A 24960-nucleotide genomic window follows, 5' to 3' on the forward strand; every position below is an offset into this window, starting at 1 on the left:
GAATTTTATCTCGACATCAAGATACTTTACCCGACCGCACCGAGTTCCCACCACCTGGTCTCACAATGTCGATCCGGCGCCGTTCGCTCGCGCAGTCGCGGTATTCCTCGACCGCGCAGTCGCGGTGGAGGAGAACTGCGCAGCTGCGGTACGGGAGAGCCGCGCAGAAGTGAGGGCCCAGCCCGGAGAAGCGAGACTCAGCCTCGCAGGGGTGAGCCTGCGATATCGAAGCGGTAGCCGCCGAATTCACCGGAGAGCAAGGGGCGGGCTTCTGTGATCGAGGCCTGGACTTCGGGCAGCTGCAGGGACTCTCGGTGTGCATCCTCGCCCTCCCAGAGTTCGATGACGAAGACGGTGTCGGGATGATCATCACTGACTCCGACTTCATAGCTCAGGCAGCCGATCCGCTTGAGGTAGTCGTTGCGACGAGTGAGGAGAGCAACCAGGACATCGCGCTGTCCGGGCAGTGTCCCGAGGGTGCCGACGTTCGCGAAGACCATGGCCTCAAGGATACCAGCGGACGTGAACTGCATCACGTGCCGATGTGCCACAATTGAGCCATGACGCGCACCGCTCTGGACTTCGACGATAACTGGTTCGACGATGCCGAGTTCGCTCAGCTGCGACGGCGACTGCCCATCCCCTATGTCAATGCGATTCCTGTGCGGGTGGGCGAATCGGGAGACGTCGAGCGGATCGGCCTCCTGCTGCGCAGCCTAGACGATGGAACTCTGGGGCGAGAGGTCGTCGGCGGGCGGATCCGCTTCCACGAGAGTATCCGCTCAGCGCTGATGCGCCATGCAGAGAATGACCTCGGAACGATGGCACTGCCGGTCATTCCGCCTGCGATCGCACCGTTCCACATCGCCGAGTACTTTCCCACCGAAGGCTCATCCCTGCTCCACGACCCCCGCCAGCATGCGATCTCAATGTGCTTCATCCTCGAAGTCCGAGGCGAATGCACTCCTCGTGCGGATGCACTGAGCCTCGATTGGCTGACACCGGAGGAAACGCTGCGCTCGGACATCGTCGGCGAGATGTGCCACGGTCAAGAACACATCCTCCGCTACGCACTGGCCCATATGGGCTTCGCAATCTGACAATTTTTCTACATTACGTAGAAATCCCTTGGTAGACTGAGTCCACGAGGACGGTTCTGATGACGGGGCCATCGTCTTCGTCCGGGTACAGTCGGCCCCCACGGGAGGTCTGCCATGACTGCCAAGAACCGCACCGCTGACCAGACATCGACGAACCTCGGAATCCTCGTCGGTTACGACGGCTCCGAACTCGCCGCGCGCGCCCTCGAGTACGGGGCAACCGAGGCCACTCGCCGCAGCGCCGCTCTCACCGTCGTCGCCGCTTATACCGTTCCTGCGATGATCTATCCGAATATCGCATCAATGCCGGAGGAGAACGAGGAGCAGGTCTCACTCCGAGCGGTCGAGAAACTCCTCGGTGAAGCGGCCGAACTCCTGCGAGACCATGTAGGCAGGGTCTCCTACCGCGCCGATCGGGGAGACGCGGCCGGGGTGCTGAAGGATCTGAGCGCACACGCACGGACAGTGGTCGTGGGAGCGAGAGGCCGCGGCGGATTCATGGGCCGAATTCTCGGCTCGGTTTCCACAGCACTGCCTGCCCACTCCCACTGCCCGACAATCGTGGTCCCAGGCCACCGATCGGAGGCGGACGATGCACCGGTGGTCGTCGCCGTCGACGGCTCGGATGCCGGACGTCTGGCGATGTTCACCGCCGCCGAGGTGGCCAGCTCGCGAAATGCCGCACTCAACATCATCTGCGTCCTCCCAGCCGGCGAGGAATGGCTCTACTGGTACCCCGAACTGGAGCTGAGCGCCGAGGTCTCCGATCGGAGGAAGAAGCAGCTCGAGGAAGCGCTCGAGGCCGAGGTCGCGGCAGTGGCTCAGCAGTTTCCCGACCTGCAGGTCGAAGCCGAGGTGCCCATCGGAGACCCGACCGAGATTCTCGTCGAAGCCGCAGCGACCGCACAGTTGACCGTCCTCGGTTCCCGCGGACGTGGAGCAGTCCGAAGTGCACTTCTGGGCTCAGTTTCACGTGGAGTCCTCCACCGTGCGGACGGTCCGATCATGGTCGTCCCGAGCTGAGCTGGCGGCGTCAGCGCAGATCGCCGGCGTCCGTCTCTGGAACGTCATTTCCGGCGCGAGTGATCTCAACATCGTCGATCTTCTCGGACGCTGTCTGCGCTTCAGGTTGCTGTGCGCCGCCTGCTGGGACCTCATAGGTCGTTGCCTGCAGCGCTCCGTCACTCACCCGCACTCGGGTGAAGGCTGGGGTGTCGTTGTGGACGCTCTTGGCCTCCCACTCCAACCCCGGAACGTAGTCGTAGAACTTCGAACCCGAGGATGAGGTCAGCGTCAGGTACATCGTCTGCCCTTCCTCCTTCTCATGCTCGAAGCCGGCATCGGAATCTTCGACCTTCTTACCCTCGGAGTCCATGAGGAACGTCCGGTTGTAGATGTGGTCGTGACCAGACACCACGAGGTCGATGTCGTTGCGCGCAGCTACCGGTGGAATCGCATCACGCAGCTTCTTCACATCAGGGTCGCTGCTATGCGTCGCGGTCGAATAGATCGAGTGGTGGAAACCGAGGACCTTCCACCGGGCGTCGTCGCCGTGCTCCTTGACGACTTCGTCGATGAATTCGGCATGCTCGTCGCTGTCGCGACTGTTCGAATTGATGTTGATGAACAGAACCCCGGAATCGATGAACCAGTAGTCCCCGCCGGAGGTGATGGCTCCACCTTCGCCGTGGTCCTGGCTGACGTTGGGTCGGTTGAAGTGCTGCTCATAGGATTTCGAAGCGACATCATGGTTGCCGATCGTCGTCGCCTGCGGAACGGTTGTCGTCGCCTCGGGTGCCAAGTACTCCTCGTACTGGCCCTGATCATCGGCAGAGTTCACCTGATCGCCCAGGGAGTAGATCAGCTGCGGTTCCTGTGCAGTCGCCAGCGCCGAAGTGAGCGTCCTGTTCCAGCCGGTCGCATCGTCAGGGTTGCCGCCACCGGCACCGATCTGCGGATCGCCGAAGACAAGGAATTCGCTGTCCCCGCCTGCTGTCCGTGTAGCGAACCGCGCCACTGATGAGAAGCCGTCCTCCTCACTTCCGACCTGGTAGACGTATTCGGTGTCCGGCTCCAGCCCGGTCATGCTCGCATGATTGTAGTGGCGCTTGAGATCAGTTGAGAGCCCGGACTTCGTGGTCGCGGCGCGCTTCGCGTCGGCGGGAAGGTCCCGACCCTCAAGTTCGGAAGCCTTGGCCCAGCGGACCTCTCCCCCGCCGGAGCTCTCACTCATCCACGACAGGTTGCGCGTTCGCTCGTCGGCTCCGATGTGGAGGACGGGATCGGTGATCGCTGATGTCCGTTCCTGGCCCTTCGCAGTGGAGTCACTGCCGAGCGTCTCGTTCTGGGCACGTGCCGGAATCGGGGCCGACACGAGCGCCGCCAGCAGCGCCAGCGCGGACAGGAAACTCAGTGGCCTGATCAGATGATGTTGTGCTTTCACCCGATCATTCCTCCCCGTCGGTAATGAAGGTTCCACCCCCGACGGGCGGCTGCCGAGTCAACGGCAGGTGAAATTTCGCCACGGGCCGTTGCCGTGAACTGTTGTACAGTTGGCCCTACACGACAGGGGAGCGCCGACAGGGGCGCTGAGAGTGCAGATGAAGCTGCAGACCCTCGAACCTGATGCGGCTAGCACCGCCGAAGGAAGTCGAGACTCTTCTACCCCTCCTTGATATGAGGAGGCACAATGCCAGAAACAGCCGCGCCTGAATCCACTTCGAAGACCGCGCGAAAGCATTCCCACGTACCGGCGACGAAGCAGTGGCGGGTCGTTGACTATGTCGTCACTGCAGTGCTCGGGATCAGCGTCGGGCTCATCTTCTGGGTCCTGGCCCTGAGCTGGAAGGTCCTCGAACTCGGGTTCCAGGCCTTCCCTCCCTCGATCGGCCTCATCGCCGGGCTCTGGGTCCTCGCCGGGCCGTTGGCCGGTGCCATCATCCGCAAACCGGGTGCCGCCCTGCTGTGCGAGATGATCGCCGCCATCGTCGAGGCAGTGCTGGGCTCCCACTTCGGCGCTACCGTCCTGCTGTCCGGATTGGTCCAGGGCCTCGGCGCCGAACTCATCTTCGCAGCCTTCGGCTATCGCAAGTTCACCCTGTGGGTCACGAGCCTGGCCGGCCTCCTGGCCGCCGCGTTCATGTCCGTGAGCGAGAACATCATGTACAACGCCGAATGGCAGTTCGGCTTCCAAGCTGCATACACGGTGTGCGCCATCGTCTCCGGCGTCGTCATCTCCGGCATCGGCGCCTGGTTCGCCTACCGCGCGATCGCGAAGACCGGGGCGCTGAGTTCCTTCGCCTCCGGTCGCCTGCGCTGATGGCCCTGCCGATCGACGCCCACAGCTTCTCGTGGCGCCACGCTGATCGTGAGCAACCTGCATTCGTCCCCCTCGACCTGCACATCGACGCAGGTGAGAAGGTGCTTCTGCTGGGCCCGTCCGGGGCTGGCAAGACCACCCTGCTGCATGCGATCGCCGGGGTCCTGCCCGCCGAATCCGGCGACGCCGCAGGCGAGCTGCTCGTCGGTGATCGACCACCCGATCCTCGCCGAGGTGAGACCGGGCTCGTCCTGCAAGATCCCGATTCGCAGGTGATCTTCTCCCGCGTCGGCGACGATGTCGCCTTCGGAATGGAGAACCTGGGACTGCCTGCGGAGATCATCGATTCCCGCATCTCCACCTCGCTGCGAACGATGGGCCTCGATCTGCCTCATGACCATCCCACCGCAGCGCTGTCCGGGGGTCAGAAGCAACGGCTGGCGCTGGCGGGAGTCCATGCGATGGCACCACAGGTGATCATCCTCGACGAGCCGACTGCGAATATAGATCCGGATTCGGCCGCGTCCGTTCGGGATGCCGTCCTCGATACGCAGGCGGCCACCTCGGCGACGATGGTCATCGTCGAACACCGGGTCGAACTGTGGCTCGATCACGTGGACACAGTGATCGTCCTCGGACCAGATGGGCTGCTCGCTCAGGGCATACCGAGTTCGGTCTTCGGTGACCCCGAACTCGCCGAGGTGCTTCTCGAGTGTGGAATCTGGGTGCCGGGAACGACAGAATCCTTGGCCGGAGACGATCCGAATCCGGTGGAGTCTGTATCAGGCACTGCTGCGGTGTCTACCGGAGAGCTCGTCCTCAGGACCGAGCAGCTCAGCGTTGCACGACCGAGGGTGAAGGCCCCGGCCGCGACCGGTCTCGATCTGTCCATTCGGGCTGGTGAGGCCGTCGGCATCGTCGGCGCCAACGGGGCCGGCAAGTCGACGCTGGCACTGACCTTGGCCGGCCTCATTCCCGAGTTCGCTGGAGAAGTCAGCGCGCTGGGCTCTCTGCGGGCTGGGGCCAAACATGCCCGGCCCTTCCGCTGGCCCTCAGCTTTTCTGGCTCCTCGTATCGGGCTGGTGTTCCAGGAGCCTGAGCATCAGTTCCTGCGCTCGAGCGTCGCCGAAGAGCTGGCGCTGGGTCCACGTCTGGCTGGATGGTCAGAGGATCAGGTCGAGGAGCGTGTCGCCGAGCTGCTGCAGGCGCTTGGCCTTGAGACCCTCGATGAGGCGCATCCGCAGGGGCTTTCAGGAGGCGAGAAGCGGCGCCTGTCGGTGGCGGCCATGATGGCTCCCCGGCCGCAGGTCCTCATCGTCGACGAGCCGACCTTCGGTCAGGACGCCCTGACCTGGGCAGGATTGGTCGAGCAGTTCCTCGATGTCCTCGCACGCGGATCAACGGTAGTCGCCTTCAGCCATGATCATGCCTTCCTCGAAGCGATCGGAGCCAGACGCGTCGTCCTCGGCGGTGCCAAGCAGCCCAGAGTGGAGAAGACCGGAGCTGGAGACACCCGTGAGAGGCGAGAGAATTGAGTGCGGCAACACCGTCACCGGTCGCAGTCCACGACCCTGGTCAGCTCATTCCGCTTAAACGCAGGACGGCGCTGGTCAGGTGCAATCCGCTGACGAAGATCGTGGTGGCGCTCATCCTCATGGTCGGGACACTGCTGAGTATCGACATGGTCTCGGCGGGAATCGTCCTCGGGTTCTGCCTGCTTGCGCTGCCGGCGACGGGACTCGATCTGCGGGCAGCGCTCCTGCGGTTGTGGTTCCTGCCTCTCGGCGCACTGTTGGCCGCGTGGGGCACGGCGATCTTGGCGGAGAAGTCCGGCGCGGTGGTCATCGACGTCGGTCCGATCCTGATGACAACTGGTTCGCTGGGTGCCGCGGGGGCGATCTTCCTGCGAGCTCTGGCTCTGGCGATTCCGCTCATCGTGCTCGCTTCGACCATCGATCCCCGTGACCTGGCAGATGCGCTCGTCCAGCGGCTGCGGCTGCCCGAGGTGGTCGTCGTCTCGGTGCTGGCGGCCAGCAGACTGCTCGGTCTGCTCGTCAGCGAATGGCAGACCCTGGCGATGGCCAGACGAGCCAGGGGCGTAGCCGGCGGTTCGATCATCCGGCGCACGCGCAGTCTGTTCGCCGGCATCTTCGTGCTGCTGGTGCAGTCGATTCGTCGCGGCACCACCTTGGCGATGGCGATGGAGGGCCGTGCGTTCGGTCGTCCTGGGCGGACCTGGCGTCGAGAGTCGACCTTCGGCTCCGGTGACCGTCTGGCGGTGGCGGCGTCTCTGGCAGTCTGTGCTCTTGCCATCGTGGCCGCACACATGCTCGGAACCTGGAATCCGATCGTCGGCGGGAACTAGATCTGGGAGAGAAGTCCCTTCAGGTCTGACCGCCATTCCTCGAGCCTCTCGGCGCTGGGCAGTTTGGAGACTGTGAGGACGAGGAGTGTTCTGTTCTCGTCCTTCGGTTCGGCCGCTGCCTCGAACTTGGTTCCGTCCTCGAGGTTCGCCCGCCAGAAGGAGCGCTTCTCCGTCTTCGACGTGCGCGCCTCACCGTCGAGGGCCAGGCCTGCCAATGTTCCCTCATCGATGAGGAAGGCGAATCGGGTGATGACGTCATCACGCTGACCGGTCACGGTGCGTGAGACCGCCACGTCGAAGGTGCCGTCGGCCCGCTGGCCCGGCACCCGTCTGCCGATCTCCTGCTCGTAGGCCACGACCGCGCCTTGGACCCACCAGCCGTGCTTCTCGACGACACCGTCGAACTGCGGGTAGAGGGCGTCGGCAAGTTCCTTGTGACTCGCCGACGCTCCCCCGGCCGCTTCAAGGCGGGCCCTGGTCTCCGCCCAGGGTTCGCCGAGGGCCTGCTCGATCGCCTGCACATTCATCGCTTTGGTCGCCATGAGTGAAGTCTAGGCAACTATCGCCCAGCCGTGAATGCTCAGCGGGCCGATAATGCCCAGAGCTGCAGAGTGGCCTCAGTCGATCTGCAGTTCGCCCATCTCGTCCCAGCCTTCGCCGTCGATCTTGCGGGAGATGATCTTCGGCGTCGACGCCAGGTGCGGACGCATAGCCTCGAGGCCGGCAGCGAAGTGGTCGCTCTTGACGTGGGGCTCGGCCCCTTCGTCGGTGAATGCTTCGATGAGGACGAACTCGTTGTCCTTCTCCAGGCTCTTGGACCATTCGAACCACAGGTTGCCCGGCTCCTGTCGCACTGCCTCGGTGAAGGTGCGCACCGCCTCGGGGAACTTCTCGACGCTTTCGGGCTTCACGTCATACTTCACAACGATGAAAATCATGCTGACCGCTCCTGTGTTTGTGCGAGTTGAGTCGAACCGTGTCCGTCCGACGCAACCAGCCAATCATGTTTCCCGCGCAGCACCAAGAGCCACCCTGCCTTCACAGCTTCGATGATCGTCCGCGTTCACGCACGTTCGGCAATGAGCACGAGGAAGCCGGAATCAGGCTCGAAGGGGTGGAGTTCCCAGGTCGAGAGCTGGAGGTTGACGAGCATCCCGGTCGACTTCACATCGTCGATGAAGTCCGCGAAGTCGTAGCCGCGGCCGGCCCCGAAGCCGGCGACGAAGCGTCCGCCGGATTTCAGCGTCGATCTGATGTTCGACAGAGTCTGGCGACGTGAGGCGGGATCGAGGAAGGACAGGACGTTGCCGGCGCAGAACGCCACGTCGATGTCGTTGATGCCCGCATCTGCGAAGTCGAATTCGGCCAAGTCGCCGGTGTGCCATTCACCGCTTGGGAAGTCCTCCTCGGCGACTGAGATGAGGAACTCATCGAGGTCGACGCCGTAGACCGTGTGCCCTTCGCTGATGAGCAGGCCACCGGCACGACCGGTGCCGCAGCCGGCGTCGAGGATACGTGCCCCACGCGGTGCCATCGCATTGACGAATCTCGCCTCTCCCCCGATGTCGTGGCCGGAGGCGGCGAGTGTGCGCCACCGCTCGGCATAGTTTGCGGAATGGTCGGGATTGGTCTCACGGATGCGGTTCCACTGATGATCGAAGCTCATGGCCCCATCCTAGGACGAAAGACTTCGGCCACCACCTCGGCGACGGCGGCGACCGGATCTGCCGGGTCCGGGGAGGTCAACACGATGATCTCCCTGCCGCCCGCCTCGTCGATGGGATGGAGGTCGACGTCGGGCCCGCCCAGGGACATCATGTTCGGCGTCGCCAGGGTCAGCCCGAGTCCCGTGCCGGCCAAGGCGAGCGCGACGGCTGTGTCGGTGACGATGTGGGTCTCCTTCGCAGCGATCCCCAGCGCCGAGGTGGCCAGGCGCATAGCTCGGCCGAAGAGCTCTTCGGCCGGCGGCAGAATCCAATCGGCTTCGGCCAAGTCCTGCCGTGTGGGACCCGGCGCGCCCGCGGGCACGACGATGCCGAAGTCCTCACTGGCCACTGTCGTCCACCTCAGGCCCCGCATGGGCGGCAGCGGCACGGCCGGATAGTTGATCCCGATCCCTAAGTCGATGGCTCCATCGATGACGGCCGCCGACATCGTCTCGACATTGATCTCGCGGGCCCGGACCTCGATGTGCGGGTGCTGTTGGCCAAGGAGGCGCACTATGGACGGCAATGCCCTCGTCGATGCCGAACCGAAGACGCCGAGCGTGACGATGGCCTCGCTGCGGAAGTCTCTGCCCAGCATCGCCATCTCTGCCTGCTTCTGGGCGGCGAGGATGCTTCGGGCGCGCGGGAGCAGCGTTCTGCCCGCTTCGGCAAGGACCATCCCCCTGCCTCGGCGAACGAACAGCTCGGAACCGACCGCGCGGCGCAGAGCGCTCATGTGCTGCGAGACCGCCCCGATGCTGTAGCCCAACTGTTCCGCGGCTCGGGTCATCGACCCAAGTTCGGCCACCGCGACGAAGGTGCGCAGCTGCCCCAGAGTCCATGCCATGGCCACAGCCTAGCTGTTTTCAGGTTACCTAAAAACAGTTTTCATAAACTCGCCCTTGTCCTTAAACGTGACTGGAACCACAATGGGCAGTGAGCCGCAATACGCCGACATCGACGTCGGCGCTCCCCGTTGCCGCGACGACCAAGGACGGGCGTTCGCAGCAGAAGACAGTGAGGTGGAAGTTGGAGAGCACATCACCGACAGGTACGGCCCCGACGAGCGCCGAGGTGGTCATCATCGGTGCCGGGGTCATGGGAGCATCCATCGCCTATCACTTGGCCGAACACGGCGTGAAGGACATCGTCCTCGTCGAACGCGACGTCCCCGGTTCGGGGTCGACGTCGAAGGCCGCCGGCGGGGTGCGCTGCCAGTTCTCCGATGAGGTCAACATCGCCCTGTCCACACGCAGCCTTGAGGTGCTGCGCAGCTTTCAGACCGAATTCGGCGTCGACATCGATCTGGTGAGCAATGGGTACCTGTTCCTGCTCGACTCCGCCGAGGATGCCGAGACCTTCGCCGCCAACGTCGCACTCCAGCAGCGGATGGGTCTGGATTCCCGGATGCTCACCGTCGCCGAGGTGGCTGAGTTGGCCCCGTACATCGATACAGGGGGACTCGTTGCCGGTGCCTTCAATCCCGGAGACGGTCATTGCACTCCTGAGGCCGTGGTGTCCGGGTACGTCAATGCCGCACGGAACCTGGGTGTGCAGGTGCTCAAGAACTGCGAGGTCACCGGGTTCGAAACCGCCGGCGGTGACGGTTCGGTGGGCAGCGCCGGTTCGAACAGCGGTCACAGAGTCAGCGCGGTGACGACGAGCAAGGGCAGGATCGAGTGTGCGCAGGTCGTCTGTGCCGCCGGCGCCTGGTCCGGTCTCATCGGTGAGGCGGCCGGGGTCGATCTGCCGGTCAGACCCCTGCGCCGCGAGATCATGGTCAGCGAACCCGTGGATGAAACGCAGCTGGGCATCGACCTGTCGCGGATGCCCTTCACCATCGACTTCTCCACGAGCTTCTACGTCCATCCGGAGGGTCCGAGCCTGCTCTTCGGCTGCCCGGACGAGACGGACGTGTGGGAATTCGATGACAAGCGCAACCCGGACTGGCTGCCCACCCTGGCAGAGCTCATCGAATCTCGGGCTCCGGCCCTAGGCGATGTTGAGGTCAAGCGCGGCTGGGCGGGACTCTACGAGATGACGCCCGATCACAATGCGCTCATCGGTGAAGCGGAGGAACTCACAGGCTTCTTCTATGCCTGCGGATTCTCCGGCCACGGGTTCCTCATGGGCCCGGCAGTCGGGGAGGTCGTCGCCGACCTCATGACCGGCCATCAGCCCTTCGTCGACGTCTCGGGCCTGGACAAACGACGCTTCGCCACCTCCGGTCTGCGCAAGGAGCTCAACATCGTCTGACACCCAGCCCCCACCACTGCGATCGACCGTGACTCACACATCATCAGATTCCCGCTCATCAGAAGCACCAGCGAAAGGACAGCAATGACTGCATTGCCCACCGACCAGACCATCTCCGATCTCCTCACCTCCGGACTCAAGGCCTGCGGAGTAGACGCCTCCGTGCTGAACGCAGGGTCCACTGACTCGGCGAACCTGCCTGCCCGCTCCCCCATCACCGGCCAGAGCCTGGGCACACTGGCTGCGGACACCAAGGAGTCTGCTGCGGACAAGATCGCCGCAGCCGCCGAAGCGTTCGCTGCCTGGCGTGACGTTCCCGCACCAGTGCGCGGCCAATTGGTGCAGCGCTGGGGGCAGCTGTTGGCTGAGCACAAGGAGGATCTTGCGAAGATCATCACGGTCGAGGCGGGCAAAACCCCGTCCGAGGCCGCTGGAGAGGTGCAGGAGATGATCGATATCTGCGAGTTCGCGCTCGGTCAGTCCAGGCAGCTGTGGGGCAAGACCATGCCCAGCGAACGCCCCGGGCACAGGCTTATGGAAACCTGGCATCCGCTCGGCGTCGTCGGAGTCATCTCGGCCTTCAACTTCCCCGTGGCCGTCTACTCCTGGAACACTGCTCTGGCCCTGGTAGCCGGCGATGCCGTGGTGTGGAAGCCCTCGGAGAACGCCGTGCTCGCAGCCCTTGGCGCCCAGTCCCTTCTGGCCCGCGCCGCCACCGAGGTGGGTGCACCGGAGGGACTCGTCCCTGTGCTCGTCGGCGGCAGGGACATCGGCGATGTCATGATCCGCGATGAGCGCGTGGCCCTCGTCTCGGCCACCGGCTCGGTGCGCATGGGTCGTGAGGTCGGTCCTGTCGTGGCCGAGCGCTTCGGTCGAGTCCTCTTGGAACTCGGCGGCAACAATGGAGCGATCGTGGCCCCGAGTGCGGACATCGACTTGGCGCTGCGGGGTGTCGTCTTCGCCGCTGCGGGAACCGCGGGGCAGCGCTGCACCACTCTGCGTCGCCTCATCGTCCATGAATCCATCGCCGATGACTTCGTGGACAAGATCGTCGCCGCCTATAAGACGCTGAGCATCGGGTCTCCCACCGAGGACGGCGTGCTGGTGGGTCCACTCATCAACGAGGCCTCCTACGATGCGATGCAGGCGGCCCTGAAACAGGCCGAGTCTGAAGGCGGCACCGTGCTCTGCGGTGGTAGGCGCGTCCTCGACGATGATCGACCGGACGCTCACTACGTGGAACCGGCTGTCGCGCGGATGCCTGCCCAGACCTCGGTGATGGAGTCGGAGACCTTCGCCCCGATCCTCTACGTCGTGACCTATAACGACCTCGACGAGGCACTCGAAATCCATAATGGGGTACCGCAGGGACTGTCATCAGCGATCTTCACCTCGGAGCTGGCCGAGTCGGAGAAGTTCCTCTCCCGATCCGACTGCGGCATCGCCAATGTCAATATCGGCACCTCCGGTGCAGAAATCGGCGGCGCGTTCGGCGGTGAGAAGGAGACCGGTGGCGGCCGCGAATCCGGCACCGACTCGTGGAAGGCCTACATGCGGCAGGCCACGAACACGGTCAACTATTCGGGTGAGCTCCCGCTGGCCCAGGGAGTGGAGTTCCTCTGAAGTGGAGTTCCTCTGAAGGCAATCTGTCGGGTGCGATAGTCTGCTGACATGTCTGAGACTCCCCTGTTGCCAGCTTGGTACGACTTCGCCTGGACCGCGATCCTTCTCGTCGTCATCGGTCTGGCTGTTTGGTCATTGGTGTCGTTGGCTCAGTCGAAAGTCGATGCGCCCACCAAGCTGGCCTGGGCAGTATTCATCATCGCTGTACCGATTCTCGGTTCGGTCGTCTGGCTCGTCTCTCGCCGCAGAAGTTTGGCGCAGCGCAAGCATTCCGAGGAGTTGGCGTAATAGTCAGCGACCCTGTTCTGCCTGTTGATCAGAATCGCAAGAATCCGGGCGTCGGCTTTGACCCGACGCCCGTTTTCTGTCCTTGAGAAGCAACGATGTCTCTCATGTCGCGGAATCTACCTCGCAACAAGCCTCCTTGCAATCAGATTCGCTCGCAACTGTCTGCTTGATCACGGAATGAAGGTGCGACCGCGACGGAAGGGACCGGAACGACTAAAGTTGCCAATGAGCCCGTGATGATTGAAGGAGAACACCTGTGATTGAGTTGAAGACACCCGCCGAGATCGACAAGATGGCGGTCACCGGTCGATTCGTCGCGAAGACACTGGCCGAATTGTCTTCGATCGCAGAACCGGGCATGAACATCATGCATCTGGAGAAGCGCGCCAGGAAACTCATCGAAGAGGTCGGCGCCGTCTCCTGCTATTGGGACTATGCACCATCATTCGGTGAGGGCCCCTTCCGAAACGTCATCTGCCTCTCGGTCAACGACGGGGTTCTCCACGGCAAGCCCCACGACCACGTGATGAAGGACGGCGACCTTCTGACCTTGGACTTCGCCGTGTCCATCGACGGCTGGGTCGCCGACGCAGCACGGTCCGTCGTCGTCGGGAACGGCAGCGAGGAGGACCAGCGCCTCATCGACTCAACCTGGTCGGGACTCGAAGCCGGCATCTCCGCTGCACAGCCGGGCAACCGCCTCGGCGATATATCGAAGGCCATCGGCGATGTCGCCGATGAGCAGCGCATTCCGGTCAACCTCGATTTCGGCGGTCACGGACTGGGACACACGATGCACGAGGATCCGCACGTGGCCAACCGAGGCAAGGGCGGACGCGGCCTGGTGCTCAAGCCCGGCCTGACACTGGCGATCGAACCATGGTGGTCGTTCACCTCGAAGAAGCTCTCCGTCGACAAGGACGGCTGGACCCTGCGTTTGGCCGACGGATCCAACGGCGCGCATTCGGAGAACACGATCGCCATCACCGAGGATGGCCCAAGGGTCCTCACCACCCTGGACTGATGTCTGCGAACAGCATAATCGGGCTTCCGGCGAATCATTCGTCGGAAGCCCGATTGCATGTGGGGCGGTCCCGCCGGTGGAGGACAATGGTGGGATGAGCGTGACGATCCGGAACATGGTGGACGGTGACTGGTCAGCAGTGGAACGCGTCTATGCGGCCGGGATCGCCGGCGGCAGCGCAACCTTCGCCTCGGAGACTCCGACGAAGCAGGACTTCTTCGCAACGAGACTCGCCGAACTCAGCTTCGTGGCCGAGCTCGACGGCAGCGTCCTCGGTTGGGCAGCGGCCACACCGACCTCGGATCGCGACGTCTATCGCGGTGTCATCGAGCACTCGGTCTACGTCGATCCCCACGCCACAGGTCGAGGACTCGGCTCGGCCCTTCTCGAATCGCTCATAGAGCGGGCGCGTGGCCTGGGTTTCTGGATGCTTCAGGCCTCCATCCTGCCCGAGAACACCGGCAGCCTACGGATCCACGAGAAGGCCGGATTCCGTCGGGTCGGCCGCCGCGAACGCATCGGCTTCATGACCTTCGGCCCGCACGCCGGCACTTGGCGGGACACTGTCCTCATCGAGAAGCGTCTCTGAGTCCTCTGCTGTCCTCCTACCTTCGCGAGGTGCAGCACATAGTCGTGTCAGTAGGGCGTGCCAGAATTGTCCTATGTCTTTCACCTGCACCGAATGCGGCTATTCGACCGTCAAGTGGCTGGGCCGCTGCCCCGAATGCCAGGCCTGGGGCACGCTCGAGGAGAAGGGCGCCGGCAAGTCCTCGGTCAAGACGAAGGTCAAAAAGTCCAGCGGTGCGAAGTCGATCAACCAGATCGACTCCACACTGGCCCAGGCGAAGACCACCTATGTCAGCGAATTCGACCGCGTCCTCGGTGGCGGCATCGTCCCCGGTGCCGTCGTTCTCCTTTCTGGTGAACCGGGTGTCGGCAAGTCGACGCTTCTGCTCGATGTCGCCTCGCGCGTCGCGAAATTCGGAGCCAAAGTTCTCTACGTCACGGGAGAGGAATCGGCTGGGCAGGTACGGCTGAGGGCCGAACGCATCAACGCGCTCGAAGACTCCCTGCTGCTGACCGCGGAGACCGACCTCGGCGCGGTTCTGGGAATGATCGAGGCGGAAGAGCCCGAAATGCTCATCGTCGACTCCATCCAGACCCTCGCCTCATCGGAGATAGACGGGGTTCCGGGCGGGGTCACCCAAGTCAGAGAGGTGGCTGCGGCCCTGATCCGTGAGGCGAAAGCCAGGTCACTGCCCACCGTGCTCGTCGGCCACATCACGAAGGACGGCACGATCGCCGGCCCCCGGCTGCTCGAACACCTTGTCGATGTTGTGTGCAACTTCGAAGGGGAACGTCACTCCCGACTGCGTCTTCTTCGAGCCGTGAAGAACCGGTTCGGTCCGACCGACGATGTCGGCTGCTTCGACATGGAGGAAAACGGCATCAAGAGCCTCGAGGACCCCTCTGGCCTCTTCCTCTCCCGCAGCGGCAGCAATCCCCCAGGGACCTGTCTGACGGTGACGCAGGAGGGCAAACGACCGCTCCTCGTCGAAGTTCAATCACTGATCACAGAATCCGCCGGCGGACAGTCGCGCAGATCCGTCTCCGGAGTGGACTCCTCCCGCGTGGCGATGATGCTCGCCGTGCTCAGCCAGAAGATCGGAAACATCAGTCTGGCCAAGTCCGATGTCTTCACCGCAACTGTCGGAGGCGCGAAGCTGGCAGAACCGGCCAGCGACCTGGCGATCTGCCTCTCACTGGCCTCGGCCGCGATCGGAAAGTCGCTGGCCGCTAAGTTCGTGGCTATCGGTGAGATCAGCCTCTCGGGCGAGATTCGCAATGTTCCCAACTTGGGGCAGAGGCTCAATGAAGCGTCGCGCCTGGGCATCACCCATGCGATCGTGGCCCACGGTGCGCTGCGCAACGTCTCCACACCCCAGGGCATGCGCGTGAAGGAATGTGAACACGTTTCAGAGGCCGTCGAGTTACTTTTGGGAGGTAATCGGTAAAAAATCCGGGACATCTGCATCAAAATGGCGCATCCTGGAAGTATGACCACGACAGTCTTTCCCGCAATGAGGACCACAGATGCGGCCGCCACGACCGCTCTGTTGATCGCGCTCGGTTTCACCGAGAGGCTCATCGTCAGGGACGAGTCTGATTCCGAGATCGTCGTCTACGCCGAATACGCACTGGGCGAGACGGGTGGAATCATGTTCGGCTCCGTCCGCAATGACGGTTCCGCTTTGGACAGCGTCGGCGGGAGCTCTATCTACGTCGTCGTCGACACCGAACGGGAGGTCGACCGGCTCTACGCGAAGATCGTCGACATGGGCCATGCGATCGTTCGCCCCGTGGCAACGCAGCCTCACGGCGGTCGGGAGTTCGACTTCCGTGACCATGACGGCAATTCCTGGGGCGTGGGGTCCTACCGCGGAGCCTGACCAGCAGCCGGCTGTGTCAGCAGGGATCTACTCGTCTGTCGACTTCTCATCCGATGGCTTCTCGTCAGGCGCCTCGGACTCCTTCTCCTCCGACTTCTTGTCCTCGGCTTCTTTCTTCTCTTTGGCCTTGGTGGCGGCGTCCTTCTCCAGTTCGAACTTCGCCGGTTTGCTCTTCTCGTCGCCGAGTTTGACGACGAGCTCGTACTCCCCCGGCCCGAAGGCCTTGTTCGTGCGATTGCAGTTCTTGTCGACCTGCACCCGGTTCCATTCGAACTGAGCAGTCTTCTCAGACTCGGGCGCGAACTCGGTCGAGACTTCAGCGTTCTCGTCCTCATCGGCGGCGCAGAACGTCGATGACCAGACGACGTCACCGTTCTTCTCGACCACGAACTCCTGATCCTTGGTGCCGACCTCGATCAGGCATGTGGCCGTGTGGTTGTTCTCGATCACCATTTCGAACGTGGGCTTGGCCTCTTCTTTGAAGCTCTTCTTGTCGACTTTGGCTTTGAGTCCGACCTTCTCCTCGGGGCACTTCCCACTTGCGGCCTTCTCATCTGGGACCGGTGCTGCCGACGTCGTGCTTGCCGACGGAGTCTCCTCGGCGACAGGATCGTCTTTACTGCCCCCGCCCAGTCCTTTGACGATTCCGAGGACTCCGAGCACCAATAATGCGACCACAACGAGGCTGGCCACCAACAGCGCGTAACGCCGCCGACGGTACACGTGTGCTGGCAGCTTCCCGCTAGACTGGCGGGGCTGCCTGGCGCCGTTCTTCGGCTGCGAACCACGATTGGAAGGAGTCATCGCTTTGAGCCTAGGCCGAAGCGATTGAGCATCCAAATGACACACCGAACCTCTTCCGAATCGAGATCTTCGCGCCGCGACTCTCCGTTCCCCGCAGTCGCGAACGCGGACATCCACCACGTTCGCGAGACGATCATCACCTGGTTCGAAACCGCTGCTCGCCCTCTGCCTTGGAGAGATGCAGACACCAGCGCCTGGGCCGTGCTCGTCAGCGAGATCATGTCGCAGCAGACTCCGGTCTCCAGAGTCGAACCCCGTTGGTGGGAATGGATGCATAAGTGGCCGACGCCTGCAGATCTGGCACAGGCACCCACCGCCGAAGTGCTCCACAGTTGGGACCGCCTCGGCTACCCACGGAGGGCACTGCGACTCCAAGAAGCCGCGCGGGTCATCGCCGAGGAACTCGACGGTCACGTGCCGCAGACTGCGCAGGAGCTCGAGCGTCTCCCCGGCATCGGTTCCTATACCGCAGCGGCAGTGGCCTCATTCGCCCACGGTGAGCGCACCACTGTGCTCGACACAAATGTGCGACGTGTTCTCATCCGGCTCTTTGCCGGCCGCGATCGTCCCTCAGCTTCACCGGGTCGCGCAGAGACCGATTGGGCCAGCCAGTTCGTTCCTGAGACGAACCACGAGAAGTGGAACGCCGGGGTCATGGAATTCGGGGCACTCGTATGCACGGCCAGGAACCCCCGTTGCGAGACCTGCCCGCTCAGCGACATGTGCGCCTGGCAGAAGGCGGGAAGACCAGCTTCGGAGGTGAAACCGAAGACACAGAAGTGGGCGGGCACGGACCGTCAGCTGCGCGGTGCCATTATGGATGTGCTCAAGTCCGCGCACGAACATTCCGCCGGCAGCGACAATTTCGGCTCCGTCTCTTTTGATCTCTTCACCGCATCCATCACCGAGGTGGATCCCGAGCTGCTCGACTTGCTCCCTTCGCACACGTCGACGAAGCTTGCACAGGTACGGGAACTCAGCGCAGATGCCGAACGGATCTCCCGTCTCATCGGTGATCTGATCTCTGATGGTCTGGCAGCTCAGGACGGTGAGATGCTTCGTCTTCCCGGGTGAGCGCCGAGGATACAGCAGACCGGGTTGCTACACTTCGGACATGTCTGGTCGACGCAATGTCCCTTCGGCTGCTTCGTCAGCCGATCACCGCGACGGGGTGGGACGATTCAGGTCAGCAGAGGCGCGCGGACGGTTCCTGGAGCAGCTGAATGCCGTACTCGAGTCATGGCCAGAGCGCACCGACTTGTCAATAGAGACCTCTTTCGGCACGACTGCGTACTCCACCATCTCCCCCTCCGGCCCATCTGCCCTCGGTGAGTCGAGCGTGACGCCGCTGGTGCTCCTCCAAGGCGGCAACAGCACCATTGCCGGCTGGTCGAAGCTCATCGGACCTTGGTCGAGGACGCGCACTGTCGTTGCGATCGACACGGTCTGGGAGGCCGGTCGCAGCGTCCAGCTGGCCCCGATGAACGATGGTGAGCTGGTCGCGCAATGGCTTGAAGAGGTCATCGACGCCTTGGGCCTGGAATCGCTGCACCTGATCGGCTATTCATACGGGGCGTGGGCGGCGCTCAATCACATCCTTCATGCCCCCGATCGTCTGGCGACTGTCACTGCCATCGATCCACCGGGGGCGATCACTGGGATACCCCTGCGTGCTTGGGCCCGACTGATCAGGCTGATGAGAGGCGGCCGAGAAGAAGCACTGGACTTCCTTGCCTGGGTGAGGAACGGTGAGCTGCCGCCCCCGCCGATGAGGGATCTGCTGCTGAGCTCGACGCTGGACTTCGTCAAACGGGGCAGCCCCCTGCCGAGAAGGCTGCGAGCCGACGATTGGGCGGGCATCACAGTCCCGTTGGAGGTCATCGTCGCAGGCAGCAGCCAGTTCGTTCCCCGTCGCGCACTGCGTACGCTTCGCCGCCATGCCCCTGACATCGACGTCCACGTCCTCGATGGGATCGGTCACGCTGTACTCTCAGATGCGCCCGAGGATACGGTCTCCATAGTCGAAGAGTTCATCTCGAGGTTCGAGGCCCAGTGATCTTCACAGGAACTTGATCATCCGGGCGTTGCCCAAGGTATTGGGTTTGACACGGGCCAAGTCCAGGAACTCTGCCACACCTTCGTCGGCGGAGTGCAGGAGTTCGACGTAGACCTCTGGGGAAACTGGAATGCCCTTGATCGGCTCGAATCCGAGTGCACCGAAGAATCCGGTCTCGAAGGTCAGGCAGAAGACCCTGTCGACGCCGATCGCCACGGCGTCTGCCAGGAGCTGCCGGATGAGGGCCTTGCCCACTCCACGCCCCCGATAGGCCGGCGAGGTGGCAACGGTGCGCGCCTCCGCAAGGTCTGCCCAGATGATGTGCAGTGCCGCACATCCGGCCAGAACTTCGGTTCCGTCCGGCTGCGGATCCACCACCAGCCAGAATTCCTGCAGGGTCTCGAAGTAGGTGACGGTGTCCTTGGCCAGCAGGATGCGCTGTTCGGCCAGCGGTGCGACCAATGCCTCAATCCCCTTGACGTCGCTCGTCCGAGCCCTGCGCAGGTAGAGCCCGCCGGGAAGGGAATGGTTGAAGTGGTGGTCTGCGGAGACCTGTTGATGGTCGAAATCGACTGGGGCTGAGGTCATATCTTCATTCAACACCATTGGCTGCGGGCATGAAAAAGCCCGGGAACTCAGCGGCTGCTGTGATCCCGGGCTTCTTCAGCGCACTAGGAGGAGATCAGGAAGCGGAACTTCCCGATCCGCTGCCACCGGACGAACCGGCACCAGCGAGTTCTCCACCGGAACCGGAATCATCCGGACCGCTGGCGGCAATGCTCTCGGTCTCCGCGCCTTCAAACGTGAATTCCGCTATCTTGCCTTCTCCCTTGACGTCGACCTTGATGGTCTGACCGCTGCCGATCTCCTTGAACAGGATCTTCTCGGACAGGTGGTCTTCGATCTCGAGCTGAATCGTCCGACGCAGCGGACGAGCGCCCAAGACCGGATCGTAGCCACGGTCGGCCAGCAGGCTCTTGGCCGCATCGCTGACGTCGACCTTCATGCCCTGATCGGCCAGACGGGCGTCCAGACGTGCCAGGAACTGATCGACGATCTGCAGAATCTCTTCCTTGTTCAGCTGAGGGAAGACGATCGTGTCATCGACACGGTTGAGGAACTCGGGGCGGAAGTGCTGCTTGAGCTCCTCATTGACTTTCTGCTTCATGCGCTCGTAGTTGTTGTTCGTGTTGCCCTCAACTTGGAAGCCCAGCTGCAGGCCACTCGAGATGTCACGAGTACCAAGGTTGGTGGTCATGATGATGATGGTGTTCTTGAAGTCCACCTCACGACCCTGCGAGTCGGTCAGACGGCCATCTTCGAGGATCTGCAGCAGCGAGTTGAAGATATCCGAGTGAGCCTTCTCCACCTCGTCGAAGAGGACCACTGAGAACGGTTTGCGACGGACCTTCTCCGTCAGCTGGCCGCCCTCTTCGTAGCCCACATAGCCGGGAGGAGAACCGAAGAGCCGGGACACGGTGTGCTTCTCCGAGTACTCCGACATGTCCAGGCTGATGAGCGAATCCTCATCACCGAACAGGAACTCCGACAGAGCCTTCGCCAACTCGGTCTTGCCGACACCTGTGGGGCCAGCGAAAATGAACGAGCCGGAGGGGCGCTTCGGATCCTTCAGACCCGCACGGGTCCGGCGGATGGCGCGGGAGATCGACTTGACCGCGTCGTTCTGCCCGACGATGCGCTTGTGCAATTCGTCTTCCATCCGCAGCAGACGCGAGGACTCTTCCTCGGTGAGCTTGAAGATCGGAATACCGGTGGCTGCCGCCAGCACCTCGGCGATCAGCTCCGCGTCGACGACTGCAGAGGTGTCCTTGCCGCTCTTGCGCCAGGCTTCGGTCTGTTCGTCCTTGTCCTGCTGCAGCTTCATCTCCGAGTCACGCTCAGATGCCGCGAGCTCAAAGTCCTGAGCGTCGATGGCGGCTTCCTTGCGGTGACGGGCCTCGAGGATCTGCTCCTCCAGGTCGCGGATCTCCTGCGGCACCGACAGACGCGAGATGCGCAGCTTGGCACCTGCTTCGTCGATGAGGTCGATCGCCTTGTCCGGCAGGTACCTGTCGTTGACATAGCGATCCGACATGTTCACAGCGGCCGAGAGCGCACCTTCCGTGATCGTGACCTTGTGGTGCGCCTCGTACTTGTCGCGCAGACCCTTAAGGATCTCGATCGAATGCGCCAGCGATGGTTCGGGAACCTGAATCGGCTGGAAGCGACGTTCGAGAGCGGCGTCCTTCTCGATGTGCTTGCGGTACTCATCGAGAGTTGTCGCACCGATCGTCTGCAGCTCGCCTCGCGCCAGCATGGGCTTGAGAATCGAAGCAGCGTCGATGGCACCTTCAGCGGCACCCGCACCCACCAGAGTGTGGATCTCGTCGATGAAGAGGATGATGTCGCCGCGTGTGCGGATCTCCTTGAGGACCTTCTTCAGGCGTTCCTCGAAGTCACCGCGGTAGCGGGAGCCTGCCACCAGTGAACCGAGGTCCAAGGTGTAGAGCTGCTTGTCCTCGAGAATTTCCGGAACTTCACCGTTGACGATCGCCAAGGCGAGTCCCTCGACCACTGCGGTCTTGCCGACACCCGGTTCACCGATGAGGACAGGATTGTTCTTGGTTCTGCGGGACAGGATCTGCATCACGCGCTGCATCTGCTCGTGTCGGCCGATGACCGGATCGAGGTTGCCTTCGCGCGCGGCTGCGGTCAGGTTCGTTCCGAACTGGTCGAGGACGAGCGACCCGGATGGGGTTCCCTCCTCGCGTCCACCTGCGGAGACGGGCTCCTTGCCCTGGTAGCCCGACAGAAGTTTGATGACTTCCTGGCGGACTCGTCCCAGATCGGCGCCCAGCTTGACGAGCACCTGTGCGGCAACGCCTTCGCCCTCGCGGATCAGACCGAGCAGGATGTGCTCGGTTCCGATGTAGCTGTGTCCCAGCTGCAGCGCTTCACGAAGGCTGAGCTCGAGGACCTTCTTGGCACGCGGGGTGAACGGGATGTGCCCGCTCGGTGCCTGCTGCCCCTGTCCGATGATCTCCTGGACTTGGTCGCGCACCTGCTCGAGGGAGATGTCCATTCCCTCGAGTGCTTTGGCTGCCAGGCCCTCACCCTCGTGGATCAGGCCGAGCAGGATGTGCTCGGTTCCGATGTAGTTATGTTTGAGTAGTTTGGCTTCTTCCTGGGCAAGCACTACCACTCGGCGTGCTCGGTCAGTGAACCGCTCGAACATATTCACCCTCCTCGGTCTTGTTATTCTTTAGAGCCTAACGACCATTGGCCACGATCTATTGCTCGTTTCGCCATCAGCCGAAACCGTTTGGCTGTGGGCGAAATTCGGTGTTCGTCCCTTCGTCACCCTTCTGCACGACAGACTGCCGCCCCGTCCTGGGCAGAGTCCGGTCCTCTGTGTCGCTGAGGTGTGTCGACTCCGTACTTCGCAACGGGAGATCGAGATACTCCATAAATCGCTGCGGACACAGATTACCGCGGACAGAAATTGAGTAAAACGTCTTACTTTACCGTCGGCGATCAAGTGACAACTTGTTTGCAGTCAACCGTCATTCGACAACTGTGCTGAGGCGTCATCTGGTCTAACGTCATTCGCGGGGTGGATATTCCGGTGCCGACTCAGAAAGCCCGGCCTGCGAAACTCATAAGCGAAAACACTGAAGGACCAACGGTTCAACCGTTGGTCCTTCAGGAAGCGATTATCGAATCAGTCGCTATCAATCGATTCGCTATACCGCTTCAGTTATCGGCAGTGACTGGATTCAGTCGGATCAGCTGTCTGCAGCTTCGTATGCCTGGACGATCTCAAGCGGAATACGTCCGCGATCGCCCAGCTGGTAACCGTTTGCCTGCGCCCATTCGCGGATCTTGGCGGTGTCGCGCTTCGGACCCGCGGTGGAGCCGGCCCCTGCGCGACGTCCACGGCCTCCAGGGTTGGCTACCCTACGAGCCTTGGCGATGAACGGGGCGAACGTTTCACGGAGCTTTTCGGCGTTCTCTGTCGACAGCTCGAGTTCGTAGGTACCTTGGTCGAGGCTGAAGCGAACGGTTTCCGACGCCTCCGAGCCATCGAAATCATCCGTGAGAACGAGTCGCATCTCCCTTGCCATGTTCACTCTTTTCATAATCAGAAGTATTTGTCGCAGTCATCTTAACATCTGATTCATGATTATCGCCTGATTCGCTAACTTCATGCTCTGAATAGAATTTATCTATCTGCTCTCGTTCTGTCCGATCTGCACGCAGGATGTTTCTCATCACGTACCAGAACAGCAAACCAACACAGATCGAAGGTAATAGTGCCTTCATCAGATCCATCATGTGCTCAACCTTCCTCAGCCATTTCCGAATTACCGGGTGCAATTGGCTTCGTGAATGGGAAGAGAATGGTTTCTCGAATTCCCAGGCCAGTCAAAGCCATGAGCAGACGATCAAGTCCCATTCCCATACCGCCGGTCGGCGGCATTCCGTGTTCCATCGCGGTGAGGAATTCCTCGTCGAGCCCCATCGCCTCTTCATCACCCTTGGCTGCGTCGGCCGCCTGAGCCTCGAACCGTTCACGCTGAATGACCGGGTCGACGAGCTCGGAATAGCCTGTGGCCAATTCGAAGCCGCGAACATAGAGGTCCCACTTCTCCACGACGCCCTTCTTGGTCCGGTGTTCACGGACCAGAGGTGAGGTGTCGACGGGGAAGTCGGTGACGAATGTCGGCACCCACAGCTTGTCCTGGTAGAAGTGCTCCCACAGCTCCTCGACATATTTGCCGTGTGAGCGGAATACTCCACCCAGTTCGACGTTGTTGTCGGCTGCGATCTTGTCGAGGACATCGAGTCCGGTCTCCGGGGTGACTTCGACTCCGGATTCCGCGGACAAGGTCTCGTACATGCTGACGACTGGCCAGTCACCACCGAAGTCGTAGTCCTCACCGTCTCCCAACTTCACCACGAGAGATCCGGTGGCGTCCTGTGCCGCGTTCTGGACCAGCGTCTTCGTCAGTTCGGCGATCGAGTGGTAGTCGCCGTAGGACTGGTAGGCCTCGAGCATCGCGAACTCCGGTGAGTGCGTGGAGTCGGCACCCTCATTGCGGAAATTGCGATTGATCTCGAAGACGTTCTCGATGCCGCCGACGATCGCCCGCTTGAGGAAGAGCTCCGGCGCGATGCGCAGGAACATATCGATGTCATAGGCATTCATATGCGTCTTGAATGGACGCGCTGCAGCACCACCGTGCATGAACTGGAGCATCGGAGTCTCGATCTCGATGAACTCCTGTTCAGCGAACGTCCGACGCAGGGATGACATGACCTCTGCTCGGGCGAGCATGTTCTTCCGCGCGTCTTCGCGGGTGATCAAGTCGAGGTAGCGCTGGCGCACACGAGTATCCTCGGCCAGCTCGGTGTGCAGGCCCGGCAGAGGACGCAGCGCCTTGCTCGCCATCGACCAGGAATCGGCGAGCACCGAAAGTTCGCCGCGTTTGGACTTGATGACCTTGCCGTGGACGAACAGGAAGTCGCCCAGATCGACGTCGGTCTTGAAGTCGCCGAGTCGTTCCTCCCCTACCTCACGCAGAGACAGCATGCCCTGAAGGCGCGTCCCATCTCCCGACTGCAGTGTCACGAAGCAGAGTTTGCCCGTTGTCCGGACGAACACGACACGGCCGACGACGCCGACGATGTCCTCGGTCTCGTCACCGGCTTCCAGCCCGTCATGCGCGGCATGAACCTCGGCGAGGGTGTGCGTGCGAGGAATTCCGACCGGATAGGCATCGGTGTCGGAGTCTAAGAGCCGCTGGCGCTTTTCCTTTCGGATCCGGATCTGTTCGGGATCGAGATGCTCGGGTGAAAGATCTGCGTTTTCGGGCGTGTTCGACTCGGTATCTGCCATACCCTCCAGGCTACCGTGAGCGCGGCCCCAGGGGGAATTCGGAACGACCACCGGCCCCGGCCGCCAGTTC

General features: G+C 62.4%; 26 protein-coding genes and 1 riboswitch. Of the genes, 14 read left to right on the top strand and 12 right to left on the bottom strand.

Features of this window, described 5'->3' with window-relative positions:
- Positions 1-197: 197 nt before the first annotated feature.
- A complete protein-coding gene (locus ACE03M_RS17935; protein ID WP_485935393.1) occupies positions 198-500 on the bottom strand; it encodes a putative quinol monooxygenase in 303 nt (100 codons plus the stop codon).
- A gap of 60 nt (positions 501-560) precedes the next feature.
- Between ACE03M_RS17935 and ACE03M_RS17940 the strand changes: the two genes are divergently transcribed.
- Together ACE03M_RS17940 and ACE03M_RS17945 are read left to right on the top strand one after the other, a co-directional pair.
- Positions 561-1100, top strand: coding sequence for a DUF4916 domain-containing protein (locus tag ACE03M_RS17940; RefSeq protein WP_143922033.1), 540 nt, complete (start codon positions 561-563; stop codon positions 1098-1100).
- A 114-nt stretch (positions 1101-1214) separates the two neighbouring features.
- The gene (locus ACE03M_RS17945; RefSeq protein WP_485935394.1) at positions 1215-2123 is read left to right on the top strand and encodes a universal stress protein; all 909 of its coding nucleotides are present in this window, start codon (positions 1215-1217) and stop codon (positions 2121-2123) included.
- A 10-nt stretch (positions 2124-2133) separates the two neighbouring features.
- Here the strand turns inward: ACE03M_RS17945 and ACE03M_RS17950 are convergent, their stop codons facing one another.
- A complete protein-coding gene (locus ACE03M_RS17950) occupies positions 2134-3543 on the bottom strand; it encodes a purple acid phosphatase family protein (RefSeq protein WP_485935395.1) in 1410 nt (469 codons plus the stop codon).
- A 114-nt stretch (positions 3544-3657) separates the two neighbouring features.
- A riboswitch (TPP riboswitch) is annotated at positions 3658-3766 on the top strand.
- Positions 3767-3789: 23 nt separating this feature from the next.
- Between ACE03M_RS17950 and ACE03M_RS17955 the strand changes: the two genes are divergently transcribed.
- From ACE03M_RS17955 to ACE03M_RS17965, 3 genes are read left to right on the top strand one after another with little or no spacing between them, the layout of a single operon-like run.
- The gene (locus ACE03M_RS17955) at positions 3790-4419 is read left to right on the top strand and encodes an ECF transporter S component (protein ID WP_485935396.1); all 630 of its coding nucleotides are present in this window, start codon (positions 3790-3792) and stop codon (positions 4417-4419) included.
- The gene (locus tag ACE03M_RS17960; protein ID WP_485935397.1) at positions 4419-5954 is read left to right on the top strand and encodes an ABC transporter ATP-binding protein; all 1536 of its coding nucleotides are present in this window, start codon (positions 4419-4421) and stop codon (positions 5952-5954) included. Before ACE03M_RS17955 ends, ACE03M_RS17960 begins: the two co-directional genes overlap by 1 nt.
- Positions 5951-6784: an energy-coupling factor transporter transmembrane component T family protein gene (locus tag ACE03M_RS17965; RefSeq protein WP_485935398.1), complete on the top strand. Its 834-nt coding sequence runs from the start codon at positions 5951-5953 to the stop codon at positions 6782-6784. Before ACE03M_RS17960 ends, ACE03M_RS17965 begins: the two co-directional genes overlap by 4 nt.
- Here the strand turns inward: ACE03M_RS17965 and ACE03M_RS17970 are convergent.
- From ACE03M_RS17970 to ACE03M_RS17985, 4 genes are all read right to left on the bottom strand, one after another.
- Positions 6781-7326: a hypothetical protein gene (locus ACE03M_RS17970; protein ID WP_143922039.1), complete on the bottom strand. Its 546-nt coding sequence runs from the start codon at positions 7324-7326 to the stop codon at positions 6781-6783. The two genes, ACE03M_RS17965 and ACE03M_RS17970, sit on opposite strands and share 4 nt — an antisense overlap.
- Positions 7327-7401: 75 nt before the next feature.
- Positions 7402-7722, bottom strand: coding sequence for a putative quinol monooxygenase (locus ACE03M_RS17975; protein ID WP_204234828.1), 321 nt, complete (start codon positions 7720-7722; stop codon positions 7402-7404).
- 125 nt (positions 7723-7847) lie between these two features.
- Positions 7848-8450: a class I SAM-dependent methyltransferase gene (locus tag ACE03M_RS17980; RefSeq protein WP_143922041.1), complete on the bottom strand. Its 603-nt coding sequence runs from the start codon at positions 8448-8450 to the stop codon at positions 7848-7850.
- Positions 8447-9337, bottom strand: coding sequence for a LysR family transcriptional regulator (locus tag ACE03M_RS17985; protein ID WP_485935399.1), 891 nt, complete (start codon positions 9335-9337; stop codon positions 8447-8449). The genes ACE03M_RS17980 and ACE03M_RS17985 overlap by 4 nt, the downstream gene beginning before the upstream one ends.
- 89 nt (positions 9338-9426) lie before the next feature.
- Here ACE03M_RS17985 and ACE03M_RS17990 point away from each other — a divergent pair, with 89 nt between their 5' ends.
- The 7 genes from ACE03M_RS17990 to ACE03M_RS18020 all read left to right on the top strand — a co-directional run bounded on the left by ACE03M_RS17990 (position 9427) and on the right by ACE03M_RS18020 (position 16131).
- Positions 9427-10746 carry an NAD(P)/FAD-dependent oxidoreductase gene (locus tag ACE03M_RS17990; protein ID WP_485935400.1) on the top strand — a complete coding sequence of 440 codons (1320 nt, stop codon included), beginning with the start codon at positions 9427-9429 and terminating at the stop codon, positions 10744-10746.
- An 84-nt stretch (positions 10747-10830) separates the two neighbouring features.
- Entirely contained in the window at positions 10831-12369 is a 1539-nt protein-coding gene (amaB, locus tag ACE03M_RS17995; RefSeq protein ID WP_485935401.1) for an L-piperidine-6-carboxylate dehydrogenase, read from the top strand.
- Between the two features lie 48 nt (positions 12370-12417).
- Positions 12418-12657 carry a PLD nuclease N-terminal domain-containing protein gene (locus ACE03M_RS18000; protein ID WP_143922044.1) on the top strand — a complete coding sequence of 80 codons (240 nt, stop codon included), beginning with the start codon at positions 12418-12420 and terminating at the stop codon, positions 12655-12657.
- A gap of 256 nt (positions 12658-12913) precedes the next feature.
- A complete protein-coding gene (gene map, locus ACE03M_RS18005) occupies positions 12914-13681 on the top strand; it encodes a type I methionyl aminopeptidase (RefSeq protein ID WP_485935402.1) in 768 nt (255 codons plus the stop codon).
- A gap of 94 nt (positions 13682-13775) precedes the next feature.
- Positions 13776-14270 carry a GNAT family N-acetyltransferase gene (locus ACE03M_RS18010; RefSeq protein ID WP_143922046.1) on the top strand — a complete coding sequence of 165 codons (495 nt, stop codon included), beginning with the start codon at positions 13776-13778 and terminating at the stop codon, positions 14268-14270.
- Positions 14271-14343: 73 nt separating this feature from the next.
- Positions 14344-15696 (top strand): DNA repair protein RadA, encoded by a 1353-nt coding sequence (gene radA / locus ACE03M_RS18015; protein WP_485935403.1) that lies wholly within the window; start codon positions 14344-14346, stop codon positions 15694-15696.
- A 42-nt stretch (positions 15697-15738) separates the two neighbouring features.
- On the top strand, positions 15739-16131 hold the full coding sequence (locus ACE03M_RS18020; RefSeq protein ID WP_485935404.1) for a VOC family protein: 393 nt from the start codon (positions 15739-15741) through the stop codon (positions 16129-16131).
- 27 nt (positions 16132-16158) lie between these two features.
- Here ACE03M_RS18020 and ACE03M_RS18025 read toward each other — a convergent pair whose 3' ends face one another.
- The gene (locus tag ACE03M_RS18025) at positions 16159-16935 is read right to left on the bottom strand and encodes a hypothetical protein (protein ID WP_485935405.1); all 777 of its coding nucleotides are present in this window, start codon (positions 16933-16935) and stop codon (positions 16159-16161) included.
- 36 nt (positions 16936-16971) lie between these two features.
- Here ACE03M_RS18025 and ACE03M_RS18030 point away from each other — a divergent pair, with 36 nt between their 5' ends.
- Together ACE03M_RS18030 and ACE03M_RS18035 are read left to right on the top strand one after the other, a co-directional pair.
- Entirely contained in the window at positions 16972-18009 is a 1038-nt protein-coding gene (locus ACE03M_RS18030) for an HhH-GPD family protein (RefSeq protein WP_485935406.1), read from the top strand.
- Between the two features lie 40 nt (positions 18010-18049).
- Positions 18050-18991, top strand: coding sequence for an alpha/beta fold hydrolase (locus ACE03M_RS18035; RefSeq protein ID WP_186293022.1), 942 nt, complete (start codon positions 18050-18052; stop codon positions 18989-18991).
- A 3-nt stretch (positions 18992-18994) separates the two neighbouring features.
- Here ACE03M_RS18035 and ACE03M_RS18040 read toward each other — a convergent pair whose 3' ends face one another.
- From ACE03M_RS18040 to lysS, 5 genes are all read right to left on the bottom strand, one after another.
- A complete protein-coding gene (locus ACE03M_RS18040) occupies positions 18995-19579 on the bottom strand; it encodes an amino-acid N-acetyltransferase (RefSeq protein WP_485935407.1) in 585 nt (194 codons plus the stop codon).
- Positions 19580-19673: 94 nt separating this feature from the next.
- Complete coding sequence (locus ACE03M_RS18045) at positions 19674-22226, bottom strand: ATP-dependent Clp protease ATP-binding subunit (protein WP_485935408.1); 2553 nt, start codon at positions 22224-22226, stop codon at positions 19674-19676.
- Positions 22227-22776: 550 nt separating this feature from the next.
- Positions 22777-23115, bottom strand: coding sequence for a histone-like nucleoid-structuring protein Lsr2 (locus ACE03M_RS18050; protein WP_143922051.1), 339 nt, complete (start codon positions 23113-23115; stop codon positions 22777-22779).
- Positions 23081-23326 carry a hypothetical protein gene (locus ACE03M_RS18055; RefSeq protein ID WP_143922052.1) on the bottom strand — a complete coding sequence of 82 codons (246 nt, stop codon included), beginning with the start codon at positions 23324-23326 and terminating at the stop codon, positions 23081-23083. Before ACE03M_RS18055 ends, ACE03M_RS18050 begins: the two co-directional genes overlap by 35 nt.
- A 4-nt stretch (positions 23327-23330) precedes the next feature.
- Positions 23331-24890 carry a lysine--tRNA ligase gene (gene lysS, locus ACE03M_RS18060; RefSeq protein WP_143922053.1) on the bottom strand — a complete coding sequence of 520 codons (1560 nt, stop codon included), beginning with the start codon at positions 24888-24890 and terminating at the stop codon, positions 23331-23333.
- Positions 24891-24960: the final 70 nt, after the last annotated feature.

The organism is Brevibacterium sp. AGC70, assembly GCF_057334195.1.

What these genes read in the sequence shown, in the direction of transcription:
- ACE03M_RS17935 (WP_485935393.1), bottom strand. Translation starts at nt 500, where the DNA reads ATGGTCTTCGCGAACGTCGGCACCCTCGGGACACTGCCCGGACAGCGC.
- ACE03M_RS17940 (WP_143922033.1), top strand. Translation starts at nt 561, where the DNA reads ATGACGCGCACCGCTCTGGACTTCGACGATAACTGGTTCGACGATGCC.
- ACE03M_RS17945 (WP_485935394.1), top strand. Translation starts at nt 1,215, where the DNA reads ATGACTGCCAAGAACCGCACCGCTGACCAGACATCGACGAACCTCGGA.
- ACE03M_RS17955 (WP_485935396.1), top strand. Translation starts at nt 3,790, where the DNA reads ATGCCAGAAACAGCCGCGCCTGAATCCACTTCGAAGACCGCGCGAAAG.
- ACE03M_RS17960 (WP_485935397.1), top strand. Translation starts at nt 4,419, where the DNA reads ATGGCCCTGCCGATCGACGCCCACAGCTTCTCGTGGCGCCACGCTGAT.
- ACE03M_RS17970 (WP_143922039.1), bottom strand. Translation starts at nt 7,326, where the DNA reads ATGGCGACCAAAGCGATGAATGTGCAGGCGATCGAGCAGGCCCTCGGC.
- ACE03M_RS17975 (WP_204234828.1), bottom strand. Translation starts at nt 7,722, where the DNA reads ATGATTTTCATCGTTGTGAAGTATGACGTGAAGCCCGAAAGCGTCGAG.
- ACE03M_RS17980 (WP_143922041.1), bottom strand. Translation starts at nt 8,450, where the DNA reads ATGAGCTTCGATCATCAGTGGAACCGCATCCGTGAGACCAATCCCGAC.
- ACE03M_RS17985 (WP_485935399.1), bottom strand. Translation starts at nt 9,337, where the DNA reads ATGGCATGGACTCTGGGGCAGCTGCGCACCTTCGTCGCGGTGGCCGAA.
- amaB (WP_485935401.1), top strand. Translation starts at nt 10,831, where the DNA reads ATGACTGCATTGCCCACCGACCAGACCATCTCCGATCTCCTCACCTCC.
- ACE03M_RS18000 (WP_143922044.1), top strand. Translation starts at nt 12,418, where the DNA reads ATGTCTGAGACTCCCCTGTTGCCAGCTTGGTACGACTTCGCCTGGACC.
- ACE03M_RS18010 (WP_143922046.1), top strand. Translation starts at nt 13,776, where the DNA reads ATGAGCGTGACGATCCGGAACATGGTGGACGGTGACTGGTCAGCAGTG.
- radA (WP_485935403.1), top strand. Translation starts at nt 14,344, where the DNA reads ATGTCTTTCACCTGCACCGAATGCGGCTATTCGACCGTCAAGTGGCTG.
- ACE03M_RS18020 (WP_485935404.1), top strand. Translation starts at nt 15,739, where the DNA reads ATGACCACGACAGTCTTTCCCGCAATGAGGACCACAGATGCGGCCGCC.
- ACE03M_RS18025 (WP_485935405.1), bottom strand. Translation starts at nt 16,935, where the DNA reads ATGACTCCTTCCAATCGTGGTTCGCAGCCGAAGAACGGCGCCAGGCAG.
- ACE03M_RS18030 (WP_485935406.1), top strand. Translation starts at nt 16,972, where the DNA reads ATGACACACCGAACCTCTTCCGAATCGAGATCTTCGCGCCGCGACTCT.
- ACE03M_RS18035 (WP_186293022.1), top strand. Translation starts at nt 18,050, where the DNA reads ATGTCTGGTCGACGCAATGTCCCTTCGGCTGCTTCGTCAGCCGATCAC.
- ACE03M_RS18040 (WP_485935407.1), bottom strand. Translation starts at nt 19,579, where the DNA reads ATGACCTCAGCCCCAGTCGATTTCGACCATCAACAGGTCTCCGCAGAC.
- ACE03M_RS18045 (WP_485935408.1), bottom strand. Translation starts at nt 22,226, where the DNA reads ATGTTCGAGCGGTTCACTGACCGAGCACGCCGAGTGGTAGTGCTTGCC.
- ACE03M_RS18050 (WP_143922051.1), bottom strand. Translation starts at nt 23,115, where the DNA reads ATGGCAAGGGAGATGCGACTCGTTCTCACGGATGATTTCGATGGCTCG.
- ACE03M_RS18055 (WP_143922052.1), bottom strand. Translation starts at nt 23,326, where the DNA reads ATGATGGATCTGATGAAGGCACTATTACCTTCGATCTGTGTTGGTTTG.
- lysS (WP_143922053.1), bottom strand. Translation starts at nt 24,890, where the DNA reads ATGGCAGATACCGAGTCGAACACGCCCGAAAACGCAGATCTTTCACCC.